The sequence below is a fragment of the Streptomyces sp. NPDC001544 genome (assembly GCF_042894285.1).
Classification (GTDB): Bacteria; Actinomycetota; Actinomycetes; order Streptomycetales; family Streptomycetaceae; genus Streptomyces.
This window is the reverse complement of record NZ_JBIAVN010000011.1, coordinates 222,703-244,286: the sequence shown is the minus strand read 5'-3', so window position 1 is coordinate 244,286 and position 21,584 is coordinate 222,703. Positions and strand designations below refer to the sequence as shown.

General features: G+C 68.4%; 20 protein-coding genes and 5 pseudogenes. 12 read left to right on the top strand and 13 right to left on the bottom strand.

The genetic code is table 11. The features are described 5' to 3' along the window. The first annotated feature begins 322 nt into the window (after nucleotides 1-322). On the top strand, nucleotides 323-904 hold the full coding sequence (locus ACFY0F_RS26820; protein WP_388799243.1) for a hypothetical protein: 582 nt from the start codon (nucleotides 323-325) through the stop codon (nucleotides 902-904). A 178-nt stretch (nucleotides 905-1,082) separates the two neighbouring features. Here ACFY0F_RS26820 and ACFY0F_RS26815 read toward each other — a convergent pair whose 3' ends face one another. Further along, nucleotides 1,083-1,721, bottom strand: coding sequence for a hypothetical protein (locus ACFY0F_RS26815; RefSeq protein ID WP_388799240.1), 639 nt, complete (start codon nucleotides 1,719-1,721; stop codon nucleotides 1,083-1,085). 1,029 nt (nucleotides 1,722-2,750) lie between these two features. On the opposite strand from ACFY0F_RS26815, the pseudogene ACFY0F_RS26810 reads away from it, so the two are divergent. Together ACFY0F_RS26810 and ACFY0F_RS26805 are read left to right on the top strand one after the other, a co-directional pair. Next, nucleotides 2,751-3,038: pseudogene (locus ACFY0F_RS26810) on the top strand (ATP-binding protein); the annotation flags it as partial. After that, nucleotides 2,986-3,144 (top strand): hypothetical protein, encoded by a 159-nt coding sequence (locus tag ACFY0F_RS26805; protein ID WP_388799238.1) that lies wholly within the window; start codon nucleotides 2,986-2,988, stop codon nucleotides 3,142-3,144. The pseudogene ACFY0F_RS26810 and the gene ACFY0F_RS26805, both read left to right, overlap by 53 nt. Nucleotides 3,145-3,403: 259 nt before the next feature. Here ACFY0F_RS26805 and ACFY0F_RS26800 read toward each other — a convergent pair whose 3' ends face one another. Together ACFY0F_RS26800 and ACFY0F_RS26795 are read right to left on the bottom strand one after the other, a co-directional pair. Further along, nucleotides 3,404-3,865, bottom strand: coding sequence for a hypothetical protein (locus ACFY0F_RS26800; protein WP_388799235.1), 462 nt, complete (start codon nucleotides 3,863-3,865; stop codon nucleotides 3,404-3,406). Between the two features lie 564 nt (nucleotides 3,866-4,429). After that, the gene (locus ACFY0F_RS26795) at nucleotides 4,430-4,633 is read right to left on the bottom strand and encodes a hypothetical protein (protein WP_388799232.1); all 204 of its coding nucleotides are present in this window, start codon (nucleotides 4,631-4,633) and stop codon (nucleotides 4,430-4,432) included. 18 nt (nucleotides 4,634-4,651) lie between these two features. On the opposite strand from ACFY0F_RS26795, the gene ACFY0F_RS26790 reads away from it, so the two are divergent. After that, a complete protein-coding gene (locus tag ACFY0F_RS26790; protein WP_388799229.1) occupies nucleotides 4,652-4,843 on the top strand; it encodes a hypothetical protein in 192 nt (63 codons plus the stop codon). A gap of 571 nt (nucleotides 4,844-5,414) precedes the next feature. Here the strand turns inward: ACFY0F_RS26790 and ACFY0F_RS26785 are convergent. Next, nucleotides 5,415-6,851 (bottom strand): annotated as a pseudogene (locus ACFY0F_RS26785) (NF041680 family putative transposase); the annotation flags it as partial. A 138-nt stretch (nucleotides 6,852-6,989) separates the two neighbouring features. On the opposite strand from ACFY0F_RS26785, the gene ACFY0F_RS26780 reads away from it, so the two are divergent. Continuing rightward, nucleotides 6,990-7,427, top strand: a complete 438-nt coding sequence (locus tag ACFY0F_RS26780; protein ID WP_388799227.1) for a glutaredoxin domain-containing protein — start codon at nucleotides 6,990-6,992, stop codon at nucleotides 7,425-7,427. Between the two features lie 142 nt (nucleotides 7,428-7,569). Next, entirely contained in the window at nucleotides 7,570-8,160 is a 591-nt protein-coding gene (locus ACFY0F_RS26775; RefSeq protein ID WP_388799224.1) for a hypothetical protein, read from the top strand. Nucleotides 8,161-8,251: 91 nt separating this feature from the next. Here the strand turns inward: ACFY0F_RS26775 and ACFY0F_RS26770 are convergent, their stop codons facing one another. Together ACFY0F_RS26770 and ACFY0F_RS26765 are read right to left on the bottom strand one after the other, a co-directional pair. Continuing rightward, on the bottom strand, nucleotides 8,252-9,046 hold the full coding sequence (locus tag ACFY0F_RS26770) for an SAM-dependent methyltransferase (RefSeq protein WP_388799221.1): 795 nt from the start codon (nucleotides 9,044-9,046) through the stop codon (nucleotides 8,252-8,254). 26 nt (nucleotides 9,047-9,072) lie between these two features. Next, a complete protein-coding gene (locus ACFY0F_RS26765) occupies nucleotides 9,073-9,957 on the bottom strand; it encodes an alpha/beta hydrolase (RefSeq protein WP_388799218.1) in 885 nt (294 codons plus the stop codon). A gap of 108 nt (nucleotides 9,958-10,065) precedes the next feature. Here ACFY0F_RS26765 and ACFY0F_RS26760 point away from each other — a divergent pair, with 108 nt between their 5' ends. Continuing rightward, nucleotides 10,066-11,100, top strand: a complete 1,035-nt coding sequence (locus ACFY0F_RS26760) for a PucR family transcriptional regulator (protein WP_388799215.1) — start codon at nucleotides 10,066-10,068, stop codon at nucleotides 11,098-11,100. A 38-nt stretch (nucleotides 11,101-11,138) separates the two neighbouring features. Here ACFY0F_RS26760 and ACFY0F_RS26755 read toward each other — a convergent pair. The 4 genes and pseudogenes from ACFY0F_RS26755 to ACFY0F_RS26740 form a co-directional block, all read right to left on the bottom strand. Then, nucleotides 11,139-11,723, bottom strand: a pseudogene (locus ACFY0F_RS26755) (Tn3 family transposase). Between the two features lie 174 nt (nucleotides 11,724-11,897). Further along, nucleotides 11,898-12,701: a DUF4158 domain-containing protein gene (locus tag ACFY0F_RS26750; RefSeq protein WP_388799212.1), complete on the bottom strand. Its 804-nt coding sequence runs from the start codon at nucleotides 12,699-12,701 to the stop codon at nucleotides 11,898-11,900. A 207-nt stretch (nucleotides 12,702-12,908) separates the two neighbouring features. Further along, nucleotides 12,909-14,372 carry an MDR family MFS transporter gene (locus tag ACFY0F_RS26745; RefSeq protein WP_388799209.1) on the bottom strand — a complete coding sequence of 488 codons (1,464 nt, stop codon included), beginning with the start codon at nucleotides 14,370-14,372 and terminating at the stop codon, nucleotides 12,909-12,911. A 103-nt stretch (nucleotides 14,373-14,475) separates the two neighbouring features. Further along, nucleotides 14,476-15,081 (bottom strand): TetR/AcrR family transcriptional regulator, encoded by a 606-nt coding sequence (locus ACFY0F_RS26740; protein ID WP_388799206.1) that lies wholly within the window; start codon nucleotides 15,079-15,081, stop codon nucleotides 14,476-14,478. 233 nt (nucleotides 15,082-15,314) lie between these two features. Between ACFY0F_RS26740 and ACFY0F_RS26735 the strand changes: the two genes are divergently transcribed. The 5 genes and pseudogenes from ACFY0F_RS26735 to ACFY0F_RS26715 form a co-directional block, all read left to right on the top strand. Further along, entirely contained in the window at nucleotides 15,315-15,506 is a 192-nt protein-coding gene (locus ACFY0F_RS26735) for a Ku protein (protein ID WP_388799203.1), read from the top strand. Then, a pseudogene (locus ACFY0F_RS26730) lies at nucleotides 15,458-15,661 on the top strand (Ku protein); the annotation flags it as partial. The gene ACFY0F_RS26735 and the pseudogene ACFY0F_RS26730, both read left to right, overlap by 49 nt. Nucleotides 15,662-15,726: 65 nt before the next feature. Then, nucleotides 15,727-15,999 (top strand): hypothetical protein, encoded by a 273-nt coding sequence (locus ACFY0F_RS26725; RefSeq protein ID WP_388799200.1) that lies wholly within the window; start codon nucleotides 15,727-15,729, stop codon nucleotides 15,997-15,999. A 181-nt stretch (nucleotides 16,000-16,180) separates the two neighbouring features. After that, nucleotides 16,181-17,221, top strand: a complete 1,041-nt coding sequence (gene istA, locus ACFY0F_RS26720; protein WP_388799197.1) for an IS21 family transposase — start codon at nucleotides 16,181-16,183, stop codon at nucleotides 17,219-17,221. A 26-nt stretch (nucleotides 17,222-17,247) separates the two neighbouring features. Continuing rightward, nucleotides 17,248-17,677 (top strand): annotated as a pseudogene (locus ACFY0F_RS26715) (ATP-binding protein); the annotation flags it as partial. A gap of 2 nt (nucleotides 17,678-17,679) precedes the next feature. On the opposite strand, the gene ACFY0F_RS26710 reads toward ACFY0F_RS26715, so the two are convergent. The 3 genes from ACFY0F_RS26710 to ACFY0F_RS26700 all read right to left on the bottom strand — a co-directional run bounded on the left by ACFY0F_RS26710 (nucleotide 17,680) and on the right by ACFY0F_RS26700 (nucleotide 20,949). After that, nucleotides 17,680-18,465, bottom strand: coding sequence for a GNAT family N-acetyltransferase (locus tag ACFY0F_RS26710; protein WP_388799195.1), 786 nt, complete (start codon nucleotides 18,463-18,465; stop codon nucleotides 17,680-17,682). A gap of 288 nt (nucleotides 18,466-18,753) precedes the next feature. Further along, nucleotides 18,754-19,989: a WD40 repeat domain-containing protein gene (locus tag ACFY0F_RS26705; protein WP_388799192.1), complete on the bottom strand. Its 1,236-nt coding sequence runs from the start codon at nucleotides 19,987-19,989 to the stop codon at nucleotides 18,754-18,756. Nucleotides 19,990-20,025: 36 nt separating this feature from the next. After that, on the bottom strand, nucleotides 20,026-20,949 hold the full coding sequence (locus tag ACFY0F_RS26700) for a hypothetical protein (RefSeq protein WP_388799189.1): 924 nt from the start codon (nucleotides 20,947-20,949) through the stop codon (nucleotides 20,026-20,028). Nucleotides 20,950-21,584 lie beyond the last annotated feature (635 nt).

Sequence of the window (21,584 nt, the reverse complement as noted above, 5' to 3'; positions counted from 1 at the left end):
ACACCGTTCACTCCAGCGTCGCTTACCCATCGCCAGGCACATCCCAGGCGAACGATCGGTCCCACACGTGCCTCACAGCCGCCACGCAGACCAAGCACCGTCGCCCTAGTCCCCCTCGCATCCAAGGCTCCCCGCGTCTTGGATACCCCGCCTCAGCAGCAGATACAAGATTGATCCCAGGTTTGCACCCGGGCGGCCGCCCACAGTTATCCGTGTGATCGCCGACCCCAACCCGATGACGTAGCCGCGTCGGCGCCCGTGGCGGTCGTTGCCTCACGGGGGTGGGCAACGCTGCCCGTCGAAACGACAAGAGAGGTGAACGGTGAACCTGATTTTGGGCAAACCGAAACTGCTGCTGATGGCGATGACGGGCATCCTCGCCCTCGCCTTCAGCGCGCAAGCCGGCCCAGCCGAAGCAGCCAGCAGCTCCTACACGGCTCAGGCCCAGCGGGCGGGACTGACCGCCACGCAAGCAAAGGCCCTCCAGCAAAAAGTCAATGAAGTGGCCGACCAGACGCATGGCCGGCAGACCGGCCCGAACACCGTTGCCTTCCGCGGAGGGAACGTCACCGTGGCCGTCCCCGGCGAGAAGTACGCCAGGGACCTGCGCGACACCTACACGCCAGCAGCCTCGGATTCCTGCCCGTATGGGAACTTCTGCGGTTTCACAGGCTCCGCGTACACCGGCACCGAGTACGACTTCTACTACTGCGGCTCCTACGACACTCACAGGTATCTGCTCTTCGGCGGTTCCTGGAGCAACAACCAGACGAAGCACCGACGCGTGAAAATGTACGGGTCCGATGGATCGCGGATCTATACGACTCCCAACGCCTTCTACCACACCGCGAGCGGTGACTGGGGGCCGGTGTACAGCCTCGAGACCTGCATCCCCGCAGCGTAACGCCCACATGATGATCGGTTCCCGGCACACCCTCCGCGCGGTATGCCGGGAGCCCAGCTGGCCGCGGGCCCGGGGGGTCGTAGTCGGCGCCGTAGACCCGGCGGCGCAGCAGCTGCTCGTCATCACGGTCCATCCGTTCAGCCTTGCAGCCGCCACTGACAGCGCCGGCCATTCTGCGTCAGCTGCGGAAGCGTGAGAGCCAGGTGCCGCCGGCCTTCTGCTCGGGCACAGCCTGGTGCTCGCGCTCGGTGTGCTCGGCTTGGCGTTCGGCGGTGATGGCGCGCTGCTTGCAGTCGTCGCATAAGTGCGGGTGGGTCTCCCGTGGGGTGTCCCACCCGGCGGGCGCGATGGCCTTCCACCGTTCGTCGGTGAACCGGGTGCCGCAGCTGGCGCACACGGGACGGCGGGCCTCCCGCTCGGCCCGCTTCTGTTCGGCCGCGCGGCGCAGTTGCTCCTTGTACTCCCGTTCGCGGGCTTCGTATTCGGCTTGTCGGCGGGCGTCGTGGGCTTCGCGGCGCGGGTTGCCGATCGCCTCGAGGAGGGGCTGGTTGTGCGGCCGGCCGAAGCGCCGGAAGACCGCCCCGGACCGTTCTCCGCCAGGCCGTGCTTGCGCAGAGGCGCGCCCGTGTGCGAGGCGGTGCGGGCCTGCTTCCGCTTCGAGGGCGTCGGCTTGTCGGTGTGCCGGTAGCTCAGGTGCGGGACTGAGATCTGCTGGATCTGTTCGACCGTCGCGACCTTCAGCACCCCGAGCACGCAGCACGTCGCCGCGCAGGTTGTTCGACGACCCCGCCGGGTTCTCCTCACGCTTGACCGCCATCAGCCCCGCCCTCCCGTCGTCCGCGTCCGGCCGCCGGCCGGGCGCCGCCCCGCCCGGCCGCAGAGGGCACCAGGTGCGCCCTGAACCCGATGATCGCCTCCACCACTGGCACCCCACCCCCACCTAATTCCCAGGGCTTGGTCAGTGAGAGGAGGAGAGAAGAGGGTTGTGACAACGCGGGGCGCGGCCGTGTCTATGTGGTGACCTGGGCTTTCTCCGTCCGGCTCGGTGCCGGGCACCAAAGTGGGTTCCACCGTGGCGTCCCGAGTGCGCACCGCAGGAGGCCAGGGCGGCTTTGCCCGGTGCTGGTCGGACTCGTGGTCGGGGCCGGCGCGCCGGGCGCCTGCCGGGGGCTGGTGCGTGGTCATCGCGGTGGCTCCTTCGCTTCAGGCTGCCCTGGTGGGCGGTGCTCGAGGGAGCAGCGTGCAGGGGACCCCCTTGTCCGCGGTCTGACCGTGGCAGGTAGCAGCCGTGGTCAAGGAGAAGCGTGGCCGTGGTCGGGGCGGTAGCCGACCTGGACAAGGGGTCATGGTCGGACTCGTGGTCGGGCCGACCAGCCTGGACAAGGGGGCCCGCTTTGACCCTTGCAGCCCTGGTTCGCCCGTTCCGGCTCAGGGTGGAGAGTTCTCTGTCCTCTGTCCACAGGCTGGCGGGCTGACCCTGCTGGGAACGTCGCCGTGATCGGCACGGCGACCGTACGTCAGGAGCTGCCCATGTCCCCCGTCGTTCCCTCGCTGCCCCCGCACCTGCTCCAGCTCGGCTTCGACTACGTCCTGGCGGTAGAGGCCGGAGACGACGTCCAGGCCGCGCGGCTCGCGCCCGAGATGGAGCAGTTGCCGGAACTGCTGCCGGGCATCACGGAACTGATCGTCCTCCCCGTGACCGCGCTGTCCAACGACACCGACCCCTGCGCCGACTCCTTCGTTCTGGACGAGGTCGGCGTCATCTACCTGATGGCGATCCGCGAGTGGGCCACACACGCCCCCGCGACTGCCGCACCGGGGATCGCCCGCACCATCGCCCACTTCGAAAGACCTCGCCACCCTCGCCTTCGTCGAGGCCAAGGCCAACGCTGCCCTGCTGGGACCGCCCGGGGTCGGCAGGACACACATTGCAGTCGCTCTCTCGGTTGCCGCCTGCCGGGCCGGATTCTCGGTCTACTTCACGACCCTCGACGACATGGTCCGCCAGCTCAAAGCCGCCGAGGCGGCCGGCCGACTCAACAGCAACCTCCGCACCTGCCTCCGGCCCGGAGTTCTCGTCGTTGACAAAGTCGGCCACCAGCCGCTCGAACGCGCTGAGGCGAACCTGGTCTTCCACGCAGGCGCGGTGGCGGGCGGAGCACACCACCAGCTACGCCATAGCCGCCTGCTACGGGCTCAAGGTGGGCGAGCGCCTGGACGTCCTGCGCGCCAGCCAGTAGTCAACCGCACCAGCTGGATCCTCAACGGCCGCGCGCACGCAGGCCGCGATGCCGGACCCGCAACAGCGCACCCCTCTGTCAGCGGCCAGTTGGAACTCCTCACCGGCAGCCACCTGACGGGGAGTCGATGGGCCACGATTATCGCTACAGTCAGTGACCGAGATCAGCACGCCCCGATCGCACTCACCTTGGCTCAACCCCTACTAACGAACACCGGCCGCGCACCCGTGTTCCGGGTGCGCGGCCGGGGATGCCGGTGTCAGCAGTTGCCGGGGGACTCGCCCCAGTTCCGACCGTCGGCGTAGGCGTGCCACGATCCCCACGCGTCGCACGTGCCGTTGACCTGGGCCTGCCACGTGTCGGGGTTAACCTCGTGGATGTCGACGGACGGGGAGTAGATGTTCTTGCTGCCAGTGTCGCCCCAGGCCCAGCGCGGGTAGCTGTCCCAGCCGTAGATGCCGACGGCGACCTGCATTCCGGAGTGGTCCCTCTGGAACTGGTCGGCCCACTGCCAATGGGCCCATGCGCGACCGGTGCAGGTGTTGTACTGCTGCTCCACCTGCCCGGCGTACTCGCCATACATCCTGAGGTTCCCGGGCAGGCCGATGTCGATGACGCCGCAACTCGTGGTCGCGTGCGCGGTGCTGGCGGCTCCGACGCCGAGCGTGGCGGTGAGGCCGACGGCCGCGGCTATGGCTCCGAGGCGGTTGAGAGCGCGCATGAGGTGTTACCTCCCCTGGAGCGCGCGGGCAGGCAGACCCCGTTGATCGGCCCCCGCGCCTGTCCGGTCCGACGCTAATCCGAGCGTCGCAGCGCGACAAGAGTGCGGTCGCGCTGACCGCGCCACGAAGCCACAGCAGCGCGAGCGCACCAGTACCACGGCCGAACACCGGCCCCACCCCTGCCGCTCCCGCGCCTACCGCCTTAGCGTTCAATCTTGGAGGAATACCGGATGGGCGGGAGCCTGCCGGACCATCGACAGTCACCGTGTGTTTCCACCCGCCCGCCAGCGGGGAGGTCAACTGGCCGCCGGCGGGGACCGCCAGTGGGGAATCGCTGGCCGTACACGGGGAGATGATCTTGGCCGCTGACAGAAACCGAGCCGCAGGTGCGACGCGTGTCCGGCGGTTATGCCGCTGTCGTCTCCACTGGCCTGAAGAGAGAGGCGCGGCGTGCGCTGCTGCCCGGGCTTGTGGATCCCACATGTGGTGCGCGGTAGGGGTGTTCTGTCGGCGGGGGCGCGTAGCGTGGGCCAGCACACCGACTCCCAGCACGAATCGCCACGTCACTCACCGGAGAGCAGTCCGTTTCCGTCGCCGTGCCGGGCGCGCGGCAGCGTCGACCGCGACGGTCGTCGGTCCGTCACGGCCAGGCGTCGTGCGCCGACTACGGCTGCGTCCGCGCCGAGTGCCGCCAGGCAGCACTGCATGCCCGTCGCCAGCGCGACCAGGACCGCTCGCGCGGTCTGTCCGCCCGTGTCCCACCGCATGCCGCCGCCCGGTGGGCTGTGCGGCTGCGCGAGTGGGGCAGGTCCGCGCAGGACATCGCCGACCGGGCCGGCCTGTCCGTGACCCTGGTCCGCCGCGTGCTGCGTACCCCGGCAGACGGTCAGACGGTCCGGGACATCGCCCGCACCTCCGCCGACGCCATCCTCGGCATCCCGCTCCCCGCCGCCGCAATCCTGGCGGCCCCGGCCTGACCGACTCCAGCGAGGCATCCCGGCTGCTGGCCGACCTGGCGCGCGCCGGATGGCCTGCCACCACACTCGCCCAACGCCTCGACGTCAACCCACGCACGATCGCCGAGGTCCGTGACAAACGCGCCCGCCTCCACCTCGACCTTGCCCTGCGGATTCGCCGCCTGCACCGCGACTGATCAGCCTCGACCCGGCCGGCTACGGCATCCACCCCACCGACATCGCCCACACCCGCGCCGCAGCCACCCGACGCACCGTGACGACTGCCGCCTGATTCCGGGGAGCTCCAACACGACTCCAAGCCGTCGTCGTTGATGTGCCGTGCACATCCGTGACCTGCTTCTTCTCGTGAACTGCTGTGCGTGGCGAGATGGTTGGCTAAGCTGCCCGCTTACGTGCGGGGTATACTCCGCTTCCCCGACAGTCCGCTCACCCCCCGCGTCCTCTGCTGAGAGCAACGCGCACGGACCGTCCCCCTCACCGCGACAGCCGCAATTCCTCGAAGACCCCGATGTCCCTCGGCATCGGGGCCTTCGGCATGCCCGCACCTCTTTGAGCTTGTCTTTTGACCTCCGAGGCTGTCGCGCTCGATGATGCTCTCGGGTCGCCTGGTCGTTTTCCCGACGTCATAGCGGATCGTGGGGCGGCGGTTCTTGGAGCCAAGCGGCCTTCCTGGTCCCGGTGTTGAGGGTTTCGGTGCACGGGCCGGACAGTGCAGGTGCGGGCCGAGGTTCCGAAACCCCCGGCAGACACGGGCCGGGGTGAGCCGTGCGGGCTCGGTCGGCCTCTCCCAGGGGCGGCGGAGATCCGCCGCAGCTTCGCGTGTGAGCCGGAGCTTGGTGTGGGCAGCGATCACGAGCCACGTCCAGCGGTCTCCGGCCTCGGGGGTCCGGAGCTTCGGCCGGGTCCACCCCGGTGTCTGCTTCATCAGCCGGAAGGTGTGTTCCAGGTCGAAGCGCCGGAGGAACGCCTGCCAGCGCACGTCGACGTCCTCGCCGCTCAGGCCGGTGGCCGACGACCACAGCCAGAGCGGCAGCGAGTCGTGGCCACCGGGCAGACGGTCGACCTGAAGGCGGATCAACGTGCCTTCGCTGACCGGGAGTTCGCCGGTGTGGTCGGTCCACGCGGAGCGGGTGGTCAGGCGGGGGTGGATGCGGTCCCAGGCCATCGCTCGGGCGGTTCCGTACCGGTCGGTGACCTGCACCGTGGCCGCGTCCGGATCACCCCAGGTCTCCGGCTTGGCAAAGCGGAACTCCTTGCCGTGCTTCGGCGGCCGCCCGCCCTGCGGTGGGGAGATCCACGGAACCGGGACCGGCTTGCGCAGCACTCGGTCCGTGCGCATCCGGCCCAGGACCTCCACCGGCAGCCCGGCCAAGAGGTGGGCCATGCGCGGGGCGTCGTAGCCTGCGTCGAACACGATCAGGATGTTCCGGTCGCCGAGGCGCCAGCGGCCCATCTCGATGAGATCGATGACCACCCGGCGGACCTGGGCGGCGGTGACCTCGGCGACGCCGTCGGCCGGGCCGAGACGGACGGCGTCCAGCAGCTGGCACCAGGACGTCCGGCCCGATTCCAGGGCGGCGACGAACGAGTACGGCCAGCCGGGCACGAACTGGTCCGAGGACCGTCCGCTGCGGCCGTAGACGTGGCAGAACAGGCGATCCGCGCTGGTGGGAGCGTCGGGGCGCAGCCAGTTGCTGACGTCGACCGCGAGGACCAGGCGGCCGTCGGCGGCCTGCGGCATGGGCAGGCCGGCCAGCACCTGCCGCAGACGTGGCACGTCCACGTTCCCGCTGTTCAGGGCGTCGTACATGGCGCCGTGCCCGCGCCGGTGCTCAGCCACCAACGTCAGGTCCACCGGCGCTCTCACCGGCCCGTCCGCACACAGCAGCGCATCCGTGAGGTCGAACAGTTCGTCCCCGCGAGCGGTCAGACAGTCGAATAAGTCCTCCCGGAAGCGTGACGCTTTCGCGAACACCTCCCCCGGAACATGATCAGGCAGCAGACTCACCTCCACGGCCTTCGTCGTGGTCACGTGCATCCTTGGTCGGAGCACATGATCAGACGAAGGCCGCTCAGCGTCCGGCGAACACCCAGGTGAGCGGCCTAGTTCGAGGAGCATTTCGACGCATCGATAGCCTGCATCACCATGATGCGCGCTTGGATCCTGCCGATGCTGCTTGTGCTCAGCGGCTCAGTCGTCGCGACTGGGCAGGTCTTCAAGGGGAGCCCCGGCACAGCCGCAGCACTCCTGCTGGCGTTCCTCGCGCTCGCCGGCGTCAACTCGCCTCTGATCTTTCCAAGGTCGATCGGCGCGCTGGAGGCACAACGCCGCAGCGCGGTCGACGGCCGACCGGTCGTCTTCTGGCGACCGGGCTGCAAGTACTGCATACGACTGCGCATCCGGCTTGGCCCCAGCGCCCGCCAGTTGCACTGGGTCAACATCTGGCGCGACCCGGCAGGAGCCGCAGCGGTGAGGGCAGCCAACTACGGCAACGAGACCGTGCCGACCGTCGTCGTGGCGGGCCAGCCACACGCCAACCCCGATCCCAAATGGGTGCGCGAACAGCTCTCCCCTTCCGCGTGATCAGAAACCGCGCCCTACGGGAGAGGCACCCGCAGACACAAGCGGACAGAGGTTAAAAGACAAGCTGAGGAACCTGGGCCGGGCCACCGGCCAGGTCGGGATCGAGCAGCTCGTCGACCGCTGCGACCTCACCTGCCGACCGGTGCCCGACCTGCTGGTGGACTACCTCACGGAGCGGCGGCCCGCCCTCGACTACGCGACGCTGGACAACCTCTCCCGGTCCTTGGCCCGGCGCTTCTGGGCCGACCTGGAAGCGCATCATCCTGGCATCGACTCGCTGCACCTGCCGACACAGGTGGCGGTGCAGTGGAAGCAGCGGGCCCAGACGAAGACCGTGCGGCGACGCCGCAGCGACGGCACCCACGACGAGGTCGTGTCCCCCCGCCTGGACGGCTCCACCCTGCTGATCGCGGTCCGGGCCCTCTACCTGGATCTCGCCCGCTGGGCTGGGGAGGAGCTGGCCCGCTGGGGCCCGTGGGTCGCGCCCTGCCCGATCGGGGAGGCCGACCTCAACCTCAAGAAGCACGGCCAGCGGGTCAAGGCCCGCATGGACCAGCGCACCCGGCAACGCCTGCCGGCCCTGCCGACGGTCGTCCGCGCCGCCAAAGAACTGCTGGGCAACAAGGTCCTTCGGGTCTTTTCGATCTCGCAGCGGCGGTCTTCAAGAAACCTTGGTTTCTTGAAGACCGCCAACAGGGCGACGCCCCGCCACCATGATCGATCTCGCCGATAACTACGATTCCGTTGATCCACGGGCCCGTACAGTCGAAGCCGGGTCCGGCGGCGTCACCACTCGTGGATCACGGACCGGCTGACGCCGGTCCTCACCGTGTTGCGTGCGCCAGATGGCCACCGGCCGTAACGCCATTCTGTGGCCACCGCCCCATCGCCTGCCCCACCTCGGCGTACGGCACCGACTGCACCTGCCAGCCACGCTCGGCGAACAGGGGCTGCGGCTCGTCCGTGCCGTAGTGCCATGCCGCACCCTGCTCGGCGAGCGCGTCCAGCATCGGGCGCGCTGCCGGGTCGCGGAACAGGGACGCGGCGACGAACTCGGCCAGCAGGTGACTGCCAGGTGCCGAGCAGGCCGTGATGCGGTCAAACAGCCTGATCACATTGGCCTCTTGGAGATACTGGGTGAGTCCCTCGACCAACCAGCACGTCGGCAGGTCAGCCCGGAAGCCCGCCTGCACCAATGATCTAGGCCAGTCGCCCGCGAGGTCCGCGCTGACCGCGACCCTGCGGCAGGCGGGCTCGGGCACGCCCGCCAGCAACGCATCCTTCAGGCGTAGGAGTTCAGGTCGATCCACCTCGTAGAGGGTGGTGGCGGCGGGGAAGGGCAGCCTTTGGGCCCGGGTGTCCATGCCTGCCGCGAGCAGGACGAATTGCCGGGGGCCGCCCTCGGCGTTGGCGATCTCGGTGAGCAGGTCGTCGAAGAACCGGGTACGTACCGCGATGGCGGGTACCTCTCCCAACTGTTCGGCCAGGGCCCGCGCGGCTTGCCCGGCCAGCGTGCCCGCGAGTACGTCGGTGAACAGCCGGTCGGGCCGCTCGGACTCCCTGGCCCGTAGGGCGGCGGTCAGCCGGGCGGTCCTGGCCACCGGATCAAGATCGGACATGGATCCTCCCATCGCAAACAAACGCTTCATTCGGCCAGGGCACGGCGCAGGACGGCACCGAGTGCAGCGATCTGCCGCTGCGACACCTCGGCGGACAGGATCGCCTGCGACCCGTGGAAGGTGCCTGGCCACTGGTGCAGTTCGACGGAGACGCCCGCCTGCAGCAGGCGCTGCGCATACTCGATGGCCTCGTCGCGGTTCGGGTCGAACTCCGCGGTGGCGATGTAGGCAGGTGGCAGGCCGGACAGGTCGGTGGCGCGGGCCGGGGCGGCGTACGGCGTGGCGGGCCGGGAGCCCAGGTAATGATCCATCGCTGCGACGCGCACCGCTCGGTTGTTCCAGGGCGTGGCGGTAAAGTTCCGCTCCGACCACGTCTGGTGCCGGTCGTCGAGGATGGCCTCGTTGAGCAGTTGGAAGCAGATCGGCGGCCCCTGCTCGTCGCGGGCCCGCAACGCTGTCGCGGCCGCGAGGTTCGCGCCGGCGCTGTGACCGCCGACCGCGATCCGGTCCGGGGCGATGCCGAGTTCGGCCGCGTGCTCGGCCGCCCAGGTGAGGACGGCGTAGGCGTCGTCCAGGGCCGCCGGGAACCGGTGCTCGGGGGCCCGGCGGTAGCCCACCACGCCGGAGTCGTGGGCAATCCGGGTGGCCCACGGATGCTCGGCATCCAGGCCACCGAAGACAAAACCGCCGCCGTGCAGCCAGACAACGGCGCCTTGCGCCTGTCGCGGGCGGTAGATCCGCACCGGCACGCCCGGATCGGCGGGCACGTCACGGTCCTCGATCTCCAGGCCCGAGGTGTCCGGTGCCGACCGCGTGGCAGCCAGCTCGTCGAAGTTCTTACGGGTGTTGACCGGATCGGCCATGTCGACCTCTGGGAGCAACGGAATGAATGCTTCAAGTTCGGGATCCATGCCACCTATCCTCACGGTCGCCACCCCTACCGATCATCCGCCTCCCGTCGGGCATATGGACCCGATCGCGCAACGATCGGCGCACCGGTCCGCGCCTATCCTTGCGTCATGGAGGCACTGGCCGAACGGCTGTCGCACCTGGATTCGCACGTCCAGGGGACGATCCGCATCGTCGCGTTCTATGACACGCTGATGCGCCGCCGGGTGGATCTCCCGGCACTCGCCCGGGCCTCGGCAGACTTGGCCGAGTGCGTGGCCGGGATCCAGCTCCACGGCACAGGGCGTGCGATCCGCATGGCGCTCGACGGCAAGCAGGCGCCCGGCCCGCCGTCACCCGCATCCACCACTGCGCCGATCACGATCGACGAGGAGGAGATCGGCACGGTGTGGCTGGAACGCCCCGGCCCGCCCGGCACCCTCGACGACGTGCTGCTGGACCGACTCGCCATAGCCGCCGCCGCAGTCGTCGAGCGGTACAGCCCTGCCCGCACCACCATGGCCGACCCCGCCCTAGTCGAACTGGTCATCAGCTCCGATAGCGATGAGGCGGCCAGAGCCCGTGCGTTGCGGCTCTTGGGTTTCGCCGCCGACGTGCCCGTCCGCGTCGCCGCCGTACGCTCGCAGCGTCCTCTCGACCAGGTTGCCGGCCTGCTCTGCCCGGCCCGCCTGGTGAAGGCGGCAACGCTCGCCGACGTGGGCGTCATCCTGGCCACCACGTTGGACCAAGCCCAACTGCCGGCGGACGTACGTGCGGGCATCGGTGCCGCCGAAAGCCCCGACCGATCCTGGCGAAAGGCTCGCACCGCTCTGCGCTTCACCACTTCACGCGAGCCTGTCGTTCGTTACGACGACCTGGGCGCGCTGGCGCTCCTGGCCGAGATACCCCGGGACGCCGCACGGGACAACGCCGATGTGGCCGCGCTCGCCCGAATCGCCGGTGCCCCGGAAGATCTGCAGACTCTAGACACGTACTGCGCCACCGGGTCCCTGCGCCGGGCCGCCAGCCTCCTCCACCTGCACCACAGCAGCGTCGCCCGCCGACTCGAACAGATCGGAAAGATCCTGGGCGTCGACCTCACCGAACCCACCGGGCTCATGCGGGCCAGGGCAGCCCTCACCGTATGGCGGCTACTTAACGACTGAGGAAGGCCCCGCCTCGGGCCGCCCTTCGGCATGCACGGTCAGCCAGCCGTCACCGGCTCCTCCTGAGCCGTGCGCTGCCCGGGCACGGCGGGGGTGGGGCCGAGGGCGAGACGGGAGTTCATGTCCAGCTCGAAGCGGCCGTAGGGGTTCACATGCGTCCAGAACAGCGGGGACAGCGCGCGCCGGTCGGCCTCGGTGAGGCGCTCGGCCCACTTGGGCTCGGCCAGGACCTGCTGCATCAGCAGGGTGTTGACGTGGACCAGGGCGGACTGCAGCAGGTACAGGGCCAGCATGCTGACCTCCTAGCTCTCTCTGTCCGCGCCGGTCAGGTCGCCGTCCTTGCCGTAGAACAGGTCCTTGTTCGCGGAGTTCCAGTTCCCCACCATCTGCAGGCCCTCGTGGATCTCCTGCCGCAGCTCGACATCCACCAGATATTCGCAGATGAACGCCGTACGGACCGCCCGCCCCAGTTCCTCGATGGCCTGGTAGGTCGGGTGCTTCGGGCCGCCGCGGGTGAACCGGCGGAGCACCTGCTCGGCTTCCGCTGTGCCGAGGCGGAGCGCGGTGGTGTACTTCACGCCGGCCGGTTCGGCCAGTGCCGCCTCCGCGACCCGGAGCAGCATCGCGTCCTTACCCCGCACCTTCTTCAGGTCGCTGTGAACTCCTTGTCGACGCGCTTCTCCGCCCGGGTGTTGATCCGCAGCACCAGCTGGTTGAACAGATCCACCAGCGAGTCGGTGATCTCCTCTGCCGCATGTGGCACAGCGCGGCCAGCAGCGTCAGCCGCATTGCCGGCTTCATCCGCAGCAGTTTCGCCGGGTACTCCCTAGACGCCCGCGCCCGCCAGGCATCCACCAGCTTCTCCGACACGTCTGCGAACCGGTCCGCCGGCAGCTCCGCTTCCGCACCCGCTGCAGCTTGTTCACCTCCGCCAGCAGGCTCTCCAGCCCAGGCGCCCCGGGGTCCGCCTTCAACTCGGTGAAGAACGACCGGCCACCGCCCGCCACCGACCCGTCGCCGCTCGACTCCTCGTCGTTCTCGCCACCCGCCACCAGGTTCTCCAGCCGCGAGCGGGTCATGTGCGACAGCCGGTCCATCGTCGTGCGGCAGAACCGGGCGTCGAACTCCTTCGCCGCCCGGGCCACCAGCCGCCGCACCTGGCCCGGCACCGACGGCTCGACGTGGTCGTTACGGCAGCGGGCCACCACCGCCTCGGCCAGGCGGTCCCGGGACAGCTCCACCGGGCACAGCTCCGCCGTCAGCCACTCCGCCAGCTTCTCCTGGTCCTCCTCTGTGCCGGCCCGGAAGCCGAACGCGGCCCGGATCTCGCCCCGGTGACGCTGGATCGCCTTGCCCTGCCAGTCGTAGGCCGACCACTCCTCAGCCGGCACCTTCACCTGCTGAGCCACGTACGCCACCGCCGCGGCCGGCACCTCCGATTCCGAGACCGACTCCGGGAACCGGCCCTCCACCTCGAAGAACTTCAGCAGCATCGCGAAGCCCAGCCGGTTCGCCCCAGACTTGTTCCGCAGCCGCTTCATGTCGTCTTCGAGCAGCGTCCAGAGCTCGATCAGGTCCTCCGGCTCCCAGTCCTGCCGCACGCTCACCCCCTTCTCAGTCGCACCAGACGCGACCAAGGTGATGCGGGGACGTCACCGCGGGGACGAAAACGGCCGAACCCGGGACACACACCTCTCGCGTCGGCTACAGAGAGCTACTTGTCCGTTGGCCGTAGCTATACGAAAACAGGGCCTGGTCCGCGAAGAGATGCGGACCGCGAACAGCCGATGTACTCAGTGCCATGGAGGTCAAAGGGCAGAGACCGCAACTTCGCCCGTGGGGTGCGGTTTCGGGCGAGTGGGCATGAGCCAGGCGAGCAGAACGGAGACGGTGGCGAAGCCCATGACCCACCAGAAGGTGTTGCCGTAGGCGTCGGCCAGGCCATCGGCAGTGAGGGTCTTGGTGCCGATGAGGCGGTTGATGCGGTTCTGGGCCACGAGGATGAGCACGGCCGCACCGAACGAGGAGCCGATCTGCATGATGATTCGGTTCGCCGCGCTGGCCCGCGGAACCACCGGTCCCGGTATGTCGCGGATCGCCGCTGCCATGGCGGGAACCATGACCATGCCGATGCCGGCCCCGGACAGCACGAGCACGGAGCTGAGCAGCACTTCGTTGGTGTGCGCGCCGAGTTGCGTGTAGACCAGGGAACCCGTGCCGGTGAGCCCCAGGCCGCTGATGACGAGCAGGCGGGCAGATGTCCGGTCGGCCAACTTGCCGACCACGGACAGGGAAACGGCCATGCTCAAGCCTTGAGGGGCCAGCAGAAGCCCCGCCTCCGCAGCACTGTGCCCCCGAACCTGCTGGTAGTACAGCGGCAGCACGCCCACCGCGCCGAACAGGGCGACGCTGGCGAAGAAGAGCACAGCAGAGGATGACAGGAAGCTGCGGACCTTCAGCAACCGCAGGTCCAGGATCGGGTTGTCGGTGCGCAGCGCGTGCACCGCGAATGCCGCGAGCAGCAAGAACCCGATGGCCAGCGGGATCACGACGTGCCGGTCGGCGAACGAACCGTACTTGCTGGCCTCGGTCAGTCCGAGGACCACCACGGCGCAGGCCGGGGAGAGCATCAGAAGACCAAGGATGTCCAGCTTCCCGGCACTGCGTGACTGCCTGGTCGGCATGGTCCGCCAGGCGAGCGCGACGGCGGCAATACATACCGGCACGTTGATGAAGAAGATCCAGCGCCAGTTCCAGTCATCGACGATGGCGCCACCGACCACCGGACCGAGCACCGGGCCCAAGGCGGACGGGATCCCCAGTACACCCATAACCCGCCCCAGTCGCGACGGACCGGCCTCCTGGGCAAGGATCGCCATGCCCAAGGGCAGAACCATGCCGCCGCCGAGGCCCTGGATGACGCGGAATGCGATGAGACTGTGGGCATCCCAGGCGGTGCCGCACAGCACCGACCCGAGGAGGAACAGGCCGATGCTCGTGCTCCACATGGTCCGGGCACCGAAGCGTTCCAGGGCCCAGCCGGACAGGGCCATCACCGCGGCCAGCGCCAGCAGGTATCCAGTAGTGATCCACTGGATAGTCGGAAGCGAGGTGTCGAACTCCTTCAGCAGGGTGTTGTAGGCGATATTGGTCATTGTCGCGTCCATCTGCATCATGATCGATCCCAGCGCGACCGTGATCATGAGAGTGACGAGGCGACGCGGCAGGCGTCCGTCGGACGCCTCCTTCATCGGTGTTACGGGCGTGCTCACCGGGTGACTCTCCCATCAGTAAATGTTTACTGCACACTGGGCGTGGCTGTCCGGCCGAGCTATTGGGGTCGCGCCGCGCTTGGCTGGCTGGCTGGCTGGCTGGCTATTGGGACGGTGCCGGGCCAGTCATGCCATCCAGGAGCTGTCCGAGCGCGAGTTCCCGAACCGTGTGCGTGGTGGGGCCCGCCCCATGGCCGCCCAGCGCAACCGCTCCGCGTCGCGCCAGCACGGAAGCGCCGACGAGGGCGCTCATGGCTACGCCGTAGGCGATCTCGACCGGGCAGTCCTTGCGGAACACTCCTTCGCGCTGACCGCGTTCGTACAGCTCCCGAAGTTCACGGGGTGGCGTCTCGGCCGAGGGCAGTGGCAGGTCCTGCGAGCCGTCCAGGGACTCGTGCAGCAACAAGCCGACCAGAGTCGGCTGGCGGGACAGGGCGTCAGCGAAGGCGCCCAGCATCACGACCATGCCCTCATAAGGCGCCAGCGTGAGCGCCCTCTCCAGGGCTGGCCGCCAGGCGTCGCGCAGCGCCGCCAATCGATCTGCGAGGACAGCCTTGTACAGGCCCTCCTTGCTGCCGAAATGGTGGTAGATCATCCGCTCGTTGACGCCGGCCCGCTTGACGATCGCCTGGACGCGCGCACCCCGAAGGCCGAGCAGTGCGAACTCTTCCGCGGCCGCGGCCAGCAAAGCGGCCTTGCTGTCTGCCATGCAGTAAACATTTACAGAACCTCACGGGCGGCGCAACCCGTCGGCCCCGGAACACTCCAAGGCAACACCGCCCGCAGTTCCCTTCGGCAGCGAGATCGTCGTGGTCTGGCGGCTGAACCGTCCTGCGCCGCTCGTTGACAACCCCTGCCCGTAACCATCCGAACCTACCGAGCTCAGCTCCTGTCTCTTCGGCACGAAACGAGACGACCTCTTTAGTTCAGAGAAGGGTGACGGTGCCGATCAACGTCGTGGGAGCGACCGAGGACCGCAGCATCCACTTCCATCAGTACCACCTGAAAGACGGTGGCCGGGTCCGCTACCGCAAGGTGTGCGAGCTTGAGGACCGTCAGGTCTCCCAAAGCGAGATCGGCAAGGGATACGAGCTGACCAAGACTCAGGTCACCCGATCACGGACGAGGAACTGAGTAACCCGCCACTGCCGACAGCGAAGGCGATCGAGATCGACGCGTTCGTGCCGCTGGAGCCCATCGATCCGATTCGAATCACCGAGGGCTACTACCTGCAGCCGGCCGGCCCGGTCGCGGCCAAGCCCTACAAGCTGCTCGTACAGGCCCTCGGCCGGTCGGCCAAAGTGGCTGTGGCCAAGTACCCCTGGTCCGGCCGGGAGAGACTGGCCTGCTGCGCGTGCTCGATGACGTCCTGGTTCTGCACGCCATGCGCTGGCCCGATGAGATCCGCGACCCCACAGAGCTGCTCCCGCCGCCGACCGAGGTGTCCGACGAAGAGATCGAAGGCGCGCTCGCCCTCATGGACACCCTGACCGTCGACCAACTGGAAGGCCCGGAGTTCCAAGACCGGTACACCGAGGCCATCGCGCAGATCATCGAGTCCAAGCGCGAAGACAAGCCGCTGCCGGAAGCGGCCGAACCCGAGCAGCTGCCCAAGTGCTGGACCTGATGGCCGCGCTGAACGAGTCGGTGCAAAAGGCCAGGGTGGCTTTATCGAGCAGTAGTGAAGTCACTTGTCGATTGGTTTGGGAGGCGCCCGGATTCACGGATGGGTGATGTCGACGAGTTTGGGAGGCGCTGGGGTTCTTGCCAGGGCAGCATCGAGGTGCTCCTGGTGAAAGGTGCTGGTCATGCCGCGGATGTCGAAGGTCGAGCTGTACGCGGCGATCCGGCGTGACCACCGCGGTGGCATGTCGATGCGCGAGCTTGAGCGCACGCACGGCGTGACCTGGCGGACGGTGCGGAAAGCGTTGGACTCGGCCTGGCCGGAGCCGCGCAAGAAGCTGCCGCCGCGGGCATCGGCTCTGGATTCGTACAAGCCGGTGATCGACGGCATCCTGCGGGCGGATCTGGACGCGCCGCGCAAGCAGCGGCACACGGTCACCCGGATCTTCCACCGGCTGGTCGAGGAACACGGTGCCGACGTCTCCTACGGGATGGTCCGCTACTACATCGCAGCCCGGAAGCCCGAGATCCTGGTCGAGTCGGGCAAGGCCCCGTTGGAGGCGTTCGTCCCGCAGACGCACCAGCCCGGTCACGAGGCGGAGGTCGACTTCGGCGACGTGACGATCCGCCTCGCCGGCGAGTTGGTGACCTGCTACCTGTTCTCCTTCCGCCTGTCGTATTCGGGCAAGGCCGTCCATCGCGTGTTCGCCTCCTGCGGCCAGGAGGCGTTCTTCGAAGGCCACGTCCACGCGCTGCGCACGCTGGGCGGTGTCCCGCGGAGCAAGGTCCGCTACGACAACCTCAAGGCCGCCGTCGCCCGCGTGCTCGGACTGAGCCGGGCCAGGGTGGAGGCCGACCGGTGGATCGCGTTCAAGTCGCACTACGGCATCGAGAGCTTCTACTGCCGCCCGGGCGTCGAGGGCGCCCACGAAAAGGGCGGCGTCGAGGGCCAGATCGGCCACTTCCGCCGCAACCACTTCGTCCCCGTCCCGGAGGTATCCTCGCTCGCCGAGCTGAACGAGATGGTCGAGCAGTGGGACCGGCAGGACGACGCCCGCCGGATCGGCTCTAGGCCCAGGACTATCGCCGAGGAGTTCGCGCTCGAACAACCGCTGCTGATGCCGTTGCCGGAGGAGCCGTTCGAGACCGGGCGGGTCTTCACCCCGCGGTCGCCAGATCCCGGTCCGCACGAACCGCTACTCGGTCCCCATCCGGCTGATCGGTAAACGGGTCCGAGTCATCCTTCACGCCTCACATGCTCATCGCCCTCGGCACCGAGGCCGCCATGAAGGGCTACCGCGTCCGCTACACCCTCGCGACGAAACTCGTGAACGAGCTGGTCGAGGCCGCCGACGAGAAACAGCTCAACAAGACCATCACCCGCTACGGCCGCGTCGATCTCCTCTGCATCGACGAACTCGGATACATGGAACTCGACCGCCACGGCGCCGAGCTCCTCTTCCAGGTCCTGACCGAACGCGAGGAGAAGAACAGCGTCGCCATCGCGTCCAACGAGTCCTTCGGCGGCTGGACCAAGACCTTCACCGACCCCCGCCCCTAGCCTCTGCGCGGCCATCGTCGACCGCCTGACCTTCAACGGCACCATCATCGAGACCGGCACCGACTCCTACCGCCTCGCCAGCACCCGAGCCCGAGCCGGGGAGCCGGCGAAGGCCGGCTGAGCTCACGGCGACCAAACATACGGTGTCGTCGTGGTGACCGCGTGGAGGCCAAGCCGAGTGAGGATCGGGGCGCTGTCGGCTGAGGCGTCGACGTAGACGTAGGGGACGTCGCGGGCAGCGGCGAGCTGGGCTCGGTGGGCGACCATGGCCCGGTAGATGCCCTGTCCGCGCCATTCCTTGAGCGTTGAGCCGCCCCAGAGGCCCCCGAAGTCGACGCCGTCCTTGAACACCAGCCAGGCGGCGCAGACGACTTCGGTGCGTGCCTCAGCGACGAGGACGATGGTGTTCTCTGGGGCGCTCTCGATCCGGGCGGCCAGGTCGTCGGCCAGCCAGCTCCAGTCCTCGCCCCAGACGGTGCTCTCCATAGCTGCGACGCGTTGGAGGTCGGATCTGGCGGTGACGCGGCGGAGGGTCACGCCGTCGGGCAGGACGGGGTCGGCGGCAAGGCCTGCGGACTGGCCGATGAGCACGGTCTCGCTGTCCTCGGCCACGAAGCCAGCTGCGGTGAGCCGATCGGTGAGGTCGGCGGGGAGATCGTGGGCGCGAGTCTTCCATTCGACCGCCTCACCACGAGCAGCGTAGAAGTCACGCTGCCGCGCTATGAGCGTGTCGAGTTCCTCTCCGCACACGCCAAGGTCGCGTGGGCCCGTGACGAAGCCACGGTGCCAACCGACGACGCGGGTCAAGGGGCCGTCCTTCTCGATGCGGACGCTGCCGCCAGGCGGGGTGACACCACGGAGTTGGGCGTCATACGCGGTGCGGAGTTCGTTGATCAGAGTGTCCTTCACTCGAACACCGTACGGACCGGGTCAAGTGATTAAGCGCCGGTCGAAACCGCGCGAGCATCAAGGGGCTGCACTCTCTCAACCGGCCACGGGAGTGCAGAAACAGGTGCTGCCCGCTGCCACTTCCTGCCTCGACGGCCAGCCACCCTTCGGGCGGCTGGCCGTCCCGACGTTCGCATCCACGCAGTGCCGTCATTTCTCATCCACATTCCAGAGCCGGTTGATCACGAACTGCCTCCGGAAACCGTCGACAAACGCTGTCCTTGGAGATCAACGAAGCCAACCGAGCGATCAGTGGTGGGCCAGGACTGCGATGTCCGAGCCGAAACCGACCACCAGTCGCCCGTCCGGCGCCACCACCAGGCTCCAGATACCGGCCGGAAAGGCGTACTGGCCGATCTGCTGCCCCGTGGTTGCGTCCCACAGCCGCACGGCTCTGTCGTCGCCACCGGCGGCGACCACAAGGCGGCCGTCCAGCATCCCCGCCGCCGCTGCCCACACGTCGCCGGTGTGTCCCGTCAAAGGCGGCCCTATTGGTTCACCCGTGGCCATGTCCCACAGGCGGACCGCTTTTTCTGTCCCGCAGCCGGTCAGGATGATGTTCCGGTCTTCGACCGTTTCCAGGGCCAGAGCGTGGGCGCGGTCTTGCTTCGGCTGCACTCCGATCCATTGGCTCGCGGCCAGGTCCCACACACGTCCTTCCCAGGTCACGGCAATGAAGCGGCCCTCCAGCACCGCGAAGAAATGGATACCGACGACGGTGTACTCCCTTGTCGACCGTCCGTGCAGCTCTTCCCGGCTGGCCAGATCCCAGATCCGTACTGTCCTGTTCATGTCGCGCGTGAGGAGAGTGGATCGTCCCGCCACCATCCCCACCGTCAGCAGGTCCACGGCGCCGGTGTGACCGGGCAGGTGTTTACCGAGCTGTCCCCCGTCGTCGAGGTCCCAGATCCGCACTTTTTCATCCGAGTCGCTGGTGACGATGACGGCACGGCCATCCACGACGGCCGTGGCGAACCTTCGTATGGTCTTTGCGTGACCAGTCGGCCGACTGCCCGTCTCTCTGTGACCATCGAGGTCCCAGATCCGAACCGATCTGTCGTCGCCCCCGGTGACGGCGAGGTGACGCCCCTCCACCACCGCCGTCGCCGTTCCCCGCACCGTGCTCACGTGGCCGATCAGCGGCGGGTACAGATGCTTGAGGGTGGACAGGTCCCACACCTCGACCGGCCCATGGCCGCCGACGAGGGCGACGGGGCGGCCGTGGAGCACCTTCACGGCCGCCGTTTCCACGAACCTGGCCGGAACGGGCTCGCCCACCTGCTCGCCCGTGGCCAGGTTCCAGACACGCATCTCGTAGGCGTTGGCACTGACAGCCATCGGGCACTCCAACGTCTGATCCGTGACCAGGAACTTCGCCTGTGCATTGAGGCTCAGGCTGACGCAGTGCCGTGCCTCCCCGTCACTGTCGCCGTCGCCGTCGCTGTCGGCTGCCATCGTCCGGTCGGGCATCGGGTCTGCGAGCACGGGAATCCACTCGGAACGATCACTCAGGGGGCTGAGCTACCGTCCCGTGATCAGGTCCCACACCCGGACGGTTTCCTCCCCCGTGATCGGATCCGACGCCCCGAGTTCCTCGAAGTGGCTGGTGACAGCGACCGGACGGCCGCCGAGCACCGTCGTCGCCAGAGCAGACACAAAGCCGGTGTGGATGGACAGGGGCTCACTGCGCTGGGTGAGGGCGGCAAGATCCCACACCTGCACCACGCCGTCGGTGCGGGTGCCCACCGCGACCGGGCGACCCTCGACCACGCCGGTGGCGAGCGATTTCACCCAGGAATCGTTGTCGGCGTGGAACGCGCCAACAGCTTCTCCCCCAGCCAGGTCCCACACTCGGACGGCCCCATCGGAGCCGCTGGTCACAGCGAGGGGACGGCCGTCCAGCACCGCCGTCGTCAGAGCACGCACCGCGCCGCTGTGCCTGGTCACGGCCTGGCCGAGTTTCCTGCCCGTTGCCAGATCCCACCAGTGCAGTGTGCCGTCCTCGCATCCCGCGACAGCGAGCCCGCGGCCCTCCACCACCACCGTCGCCACCACACCCACCTCGGCCGGCGCAGGCAACGCATACCGCAGCCGGGAGTCCAGGCCGCTGCCGGTCGCCCACTGCACGGCCCAGGAGCTGTCGGTTTCCTGACAGACTGTCACCTCGGCGATGCCTCTCGCCAGTTCCCGGTTTCCGTACCGGGCGGCGTCCAGCGCCAGCACCTGTCGCCGTAGCTCCGTACCGGCGTCACGGTGCACATGCCCTGACGCCCGGTACACGGCAGCTGCCAACACCTCTTTCTGCCCGGCAGCACCGTCCAACGCCGCCAGCACCTGCTCCGGGTCGCCGTTCACCAGCCACCCCGGATCGGTCAACCGCCCACCCATCGCCGCAACCTCACGGGCCGGACCATCGCTTTGGAGAGCACCAGACATGATCAGCACCGTAACGGCCCCACCCGCCCCACCGCACGCACCAAAGCAAACCTCAGTGACAACATGCGTACTTCCCCGCCCCCCACTCCCTAGGGTTCGGGAGGTCGCGGAGCCCGGATCTGAGGAGCGCTCTGACTGAGCGGCGCTGGCCAGGGTCTGGGGTGAGTCGGGTGAGGCGCCGGTCCAGCGTGGCCCGGTCGCCCTGATGACGCAGGAGTTCCGCGCGGCTGTCGCCGCGGCGAACGCCTGACACGACACGGCCCGAAGGCCTTGCAGATTCCGGCCGGCGCGACGTTTCGCACACACGGTCTGCGCGGGCGTAGTTGAGCCGATGATGTACGCGTCTCGCCAGGGAGATCGAGTCCCTCGATCGATTCTGTCTCATGCTGCGTGTCGACGCCGCGGATACCTACGGGTACCAGGCCGTCGAAATCGCTGCCGCCCTGTCGGCTGTCGCGTTCTAGCGCAGCCCGCCCCTGCGGAGGCCGGGTTCGGACAGCCAACGCTCTGACGGCGCCGGCCTCGCCCTTCACGGAACTGCGGTCAGAGCCATGTTCAAGAAGTCCCAACACCCGCTAAGACCTCCTCCTGCACCTCGGGCCGGGCCATATGTCCGGCCGGATGGTCGTCGGCGTTTACGGGAC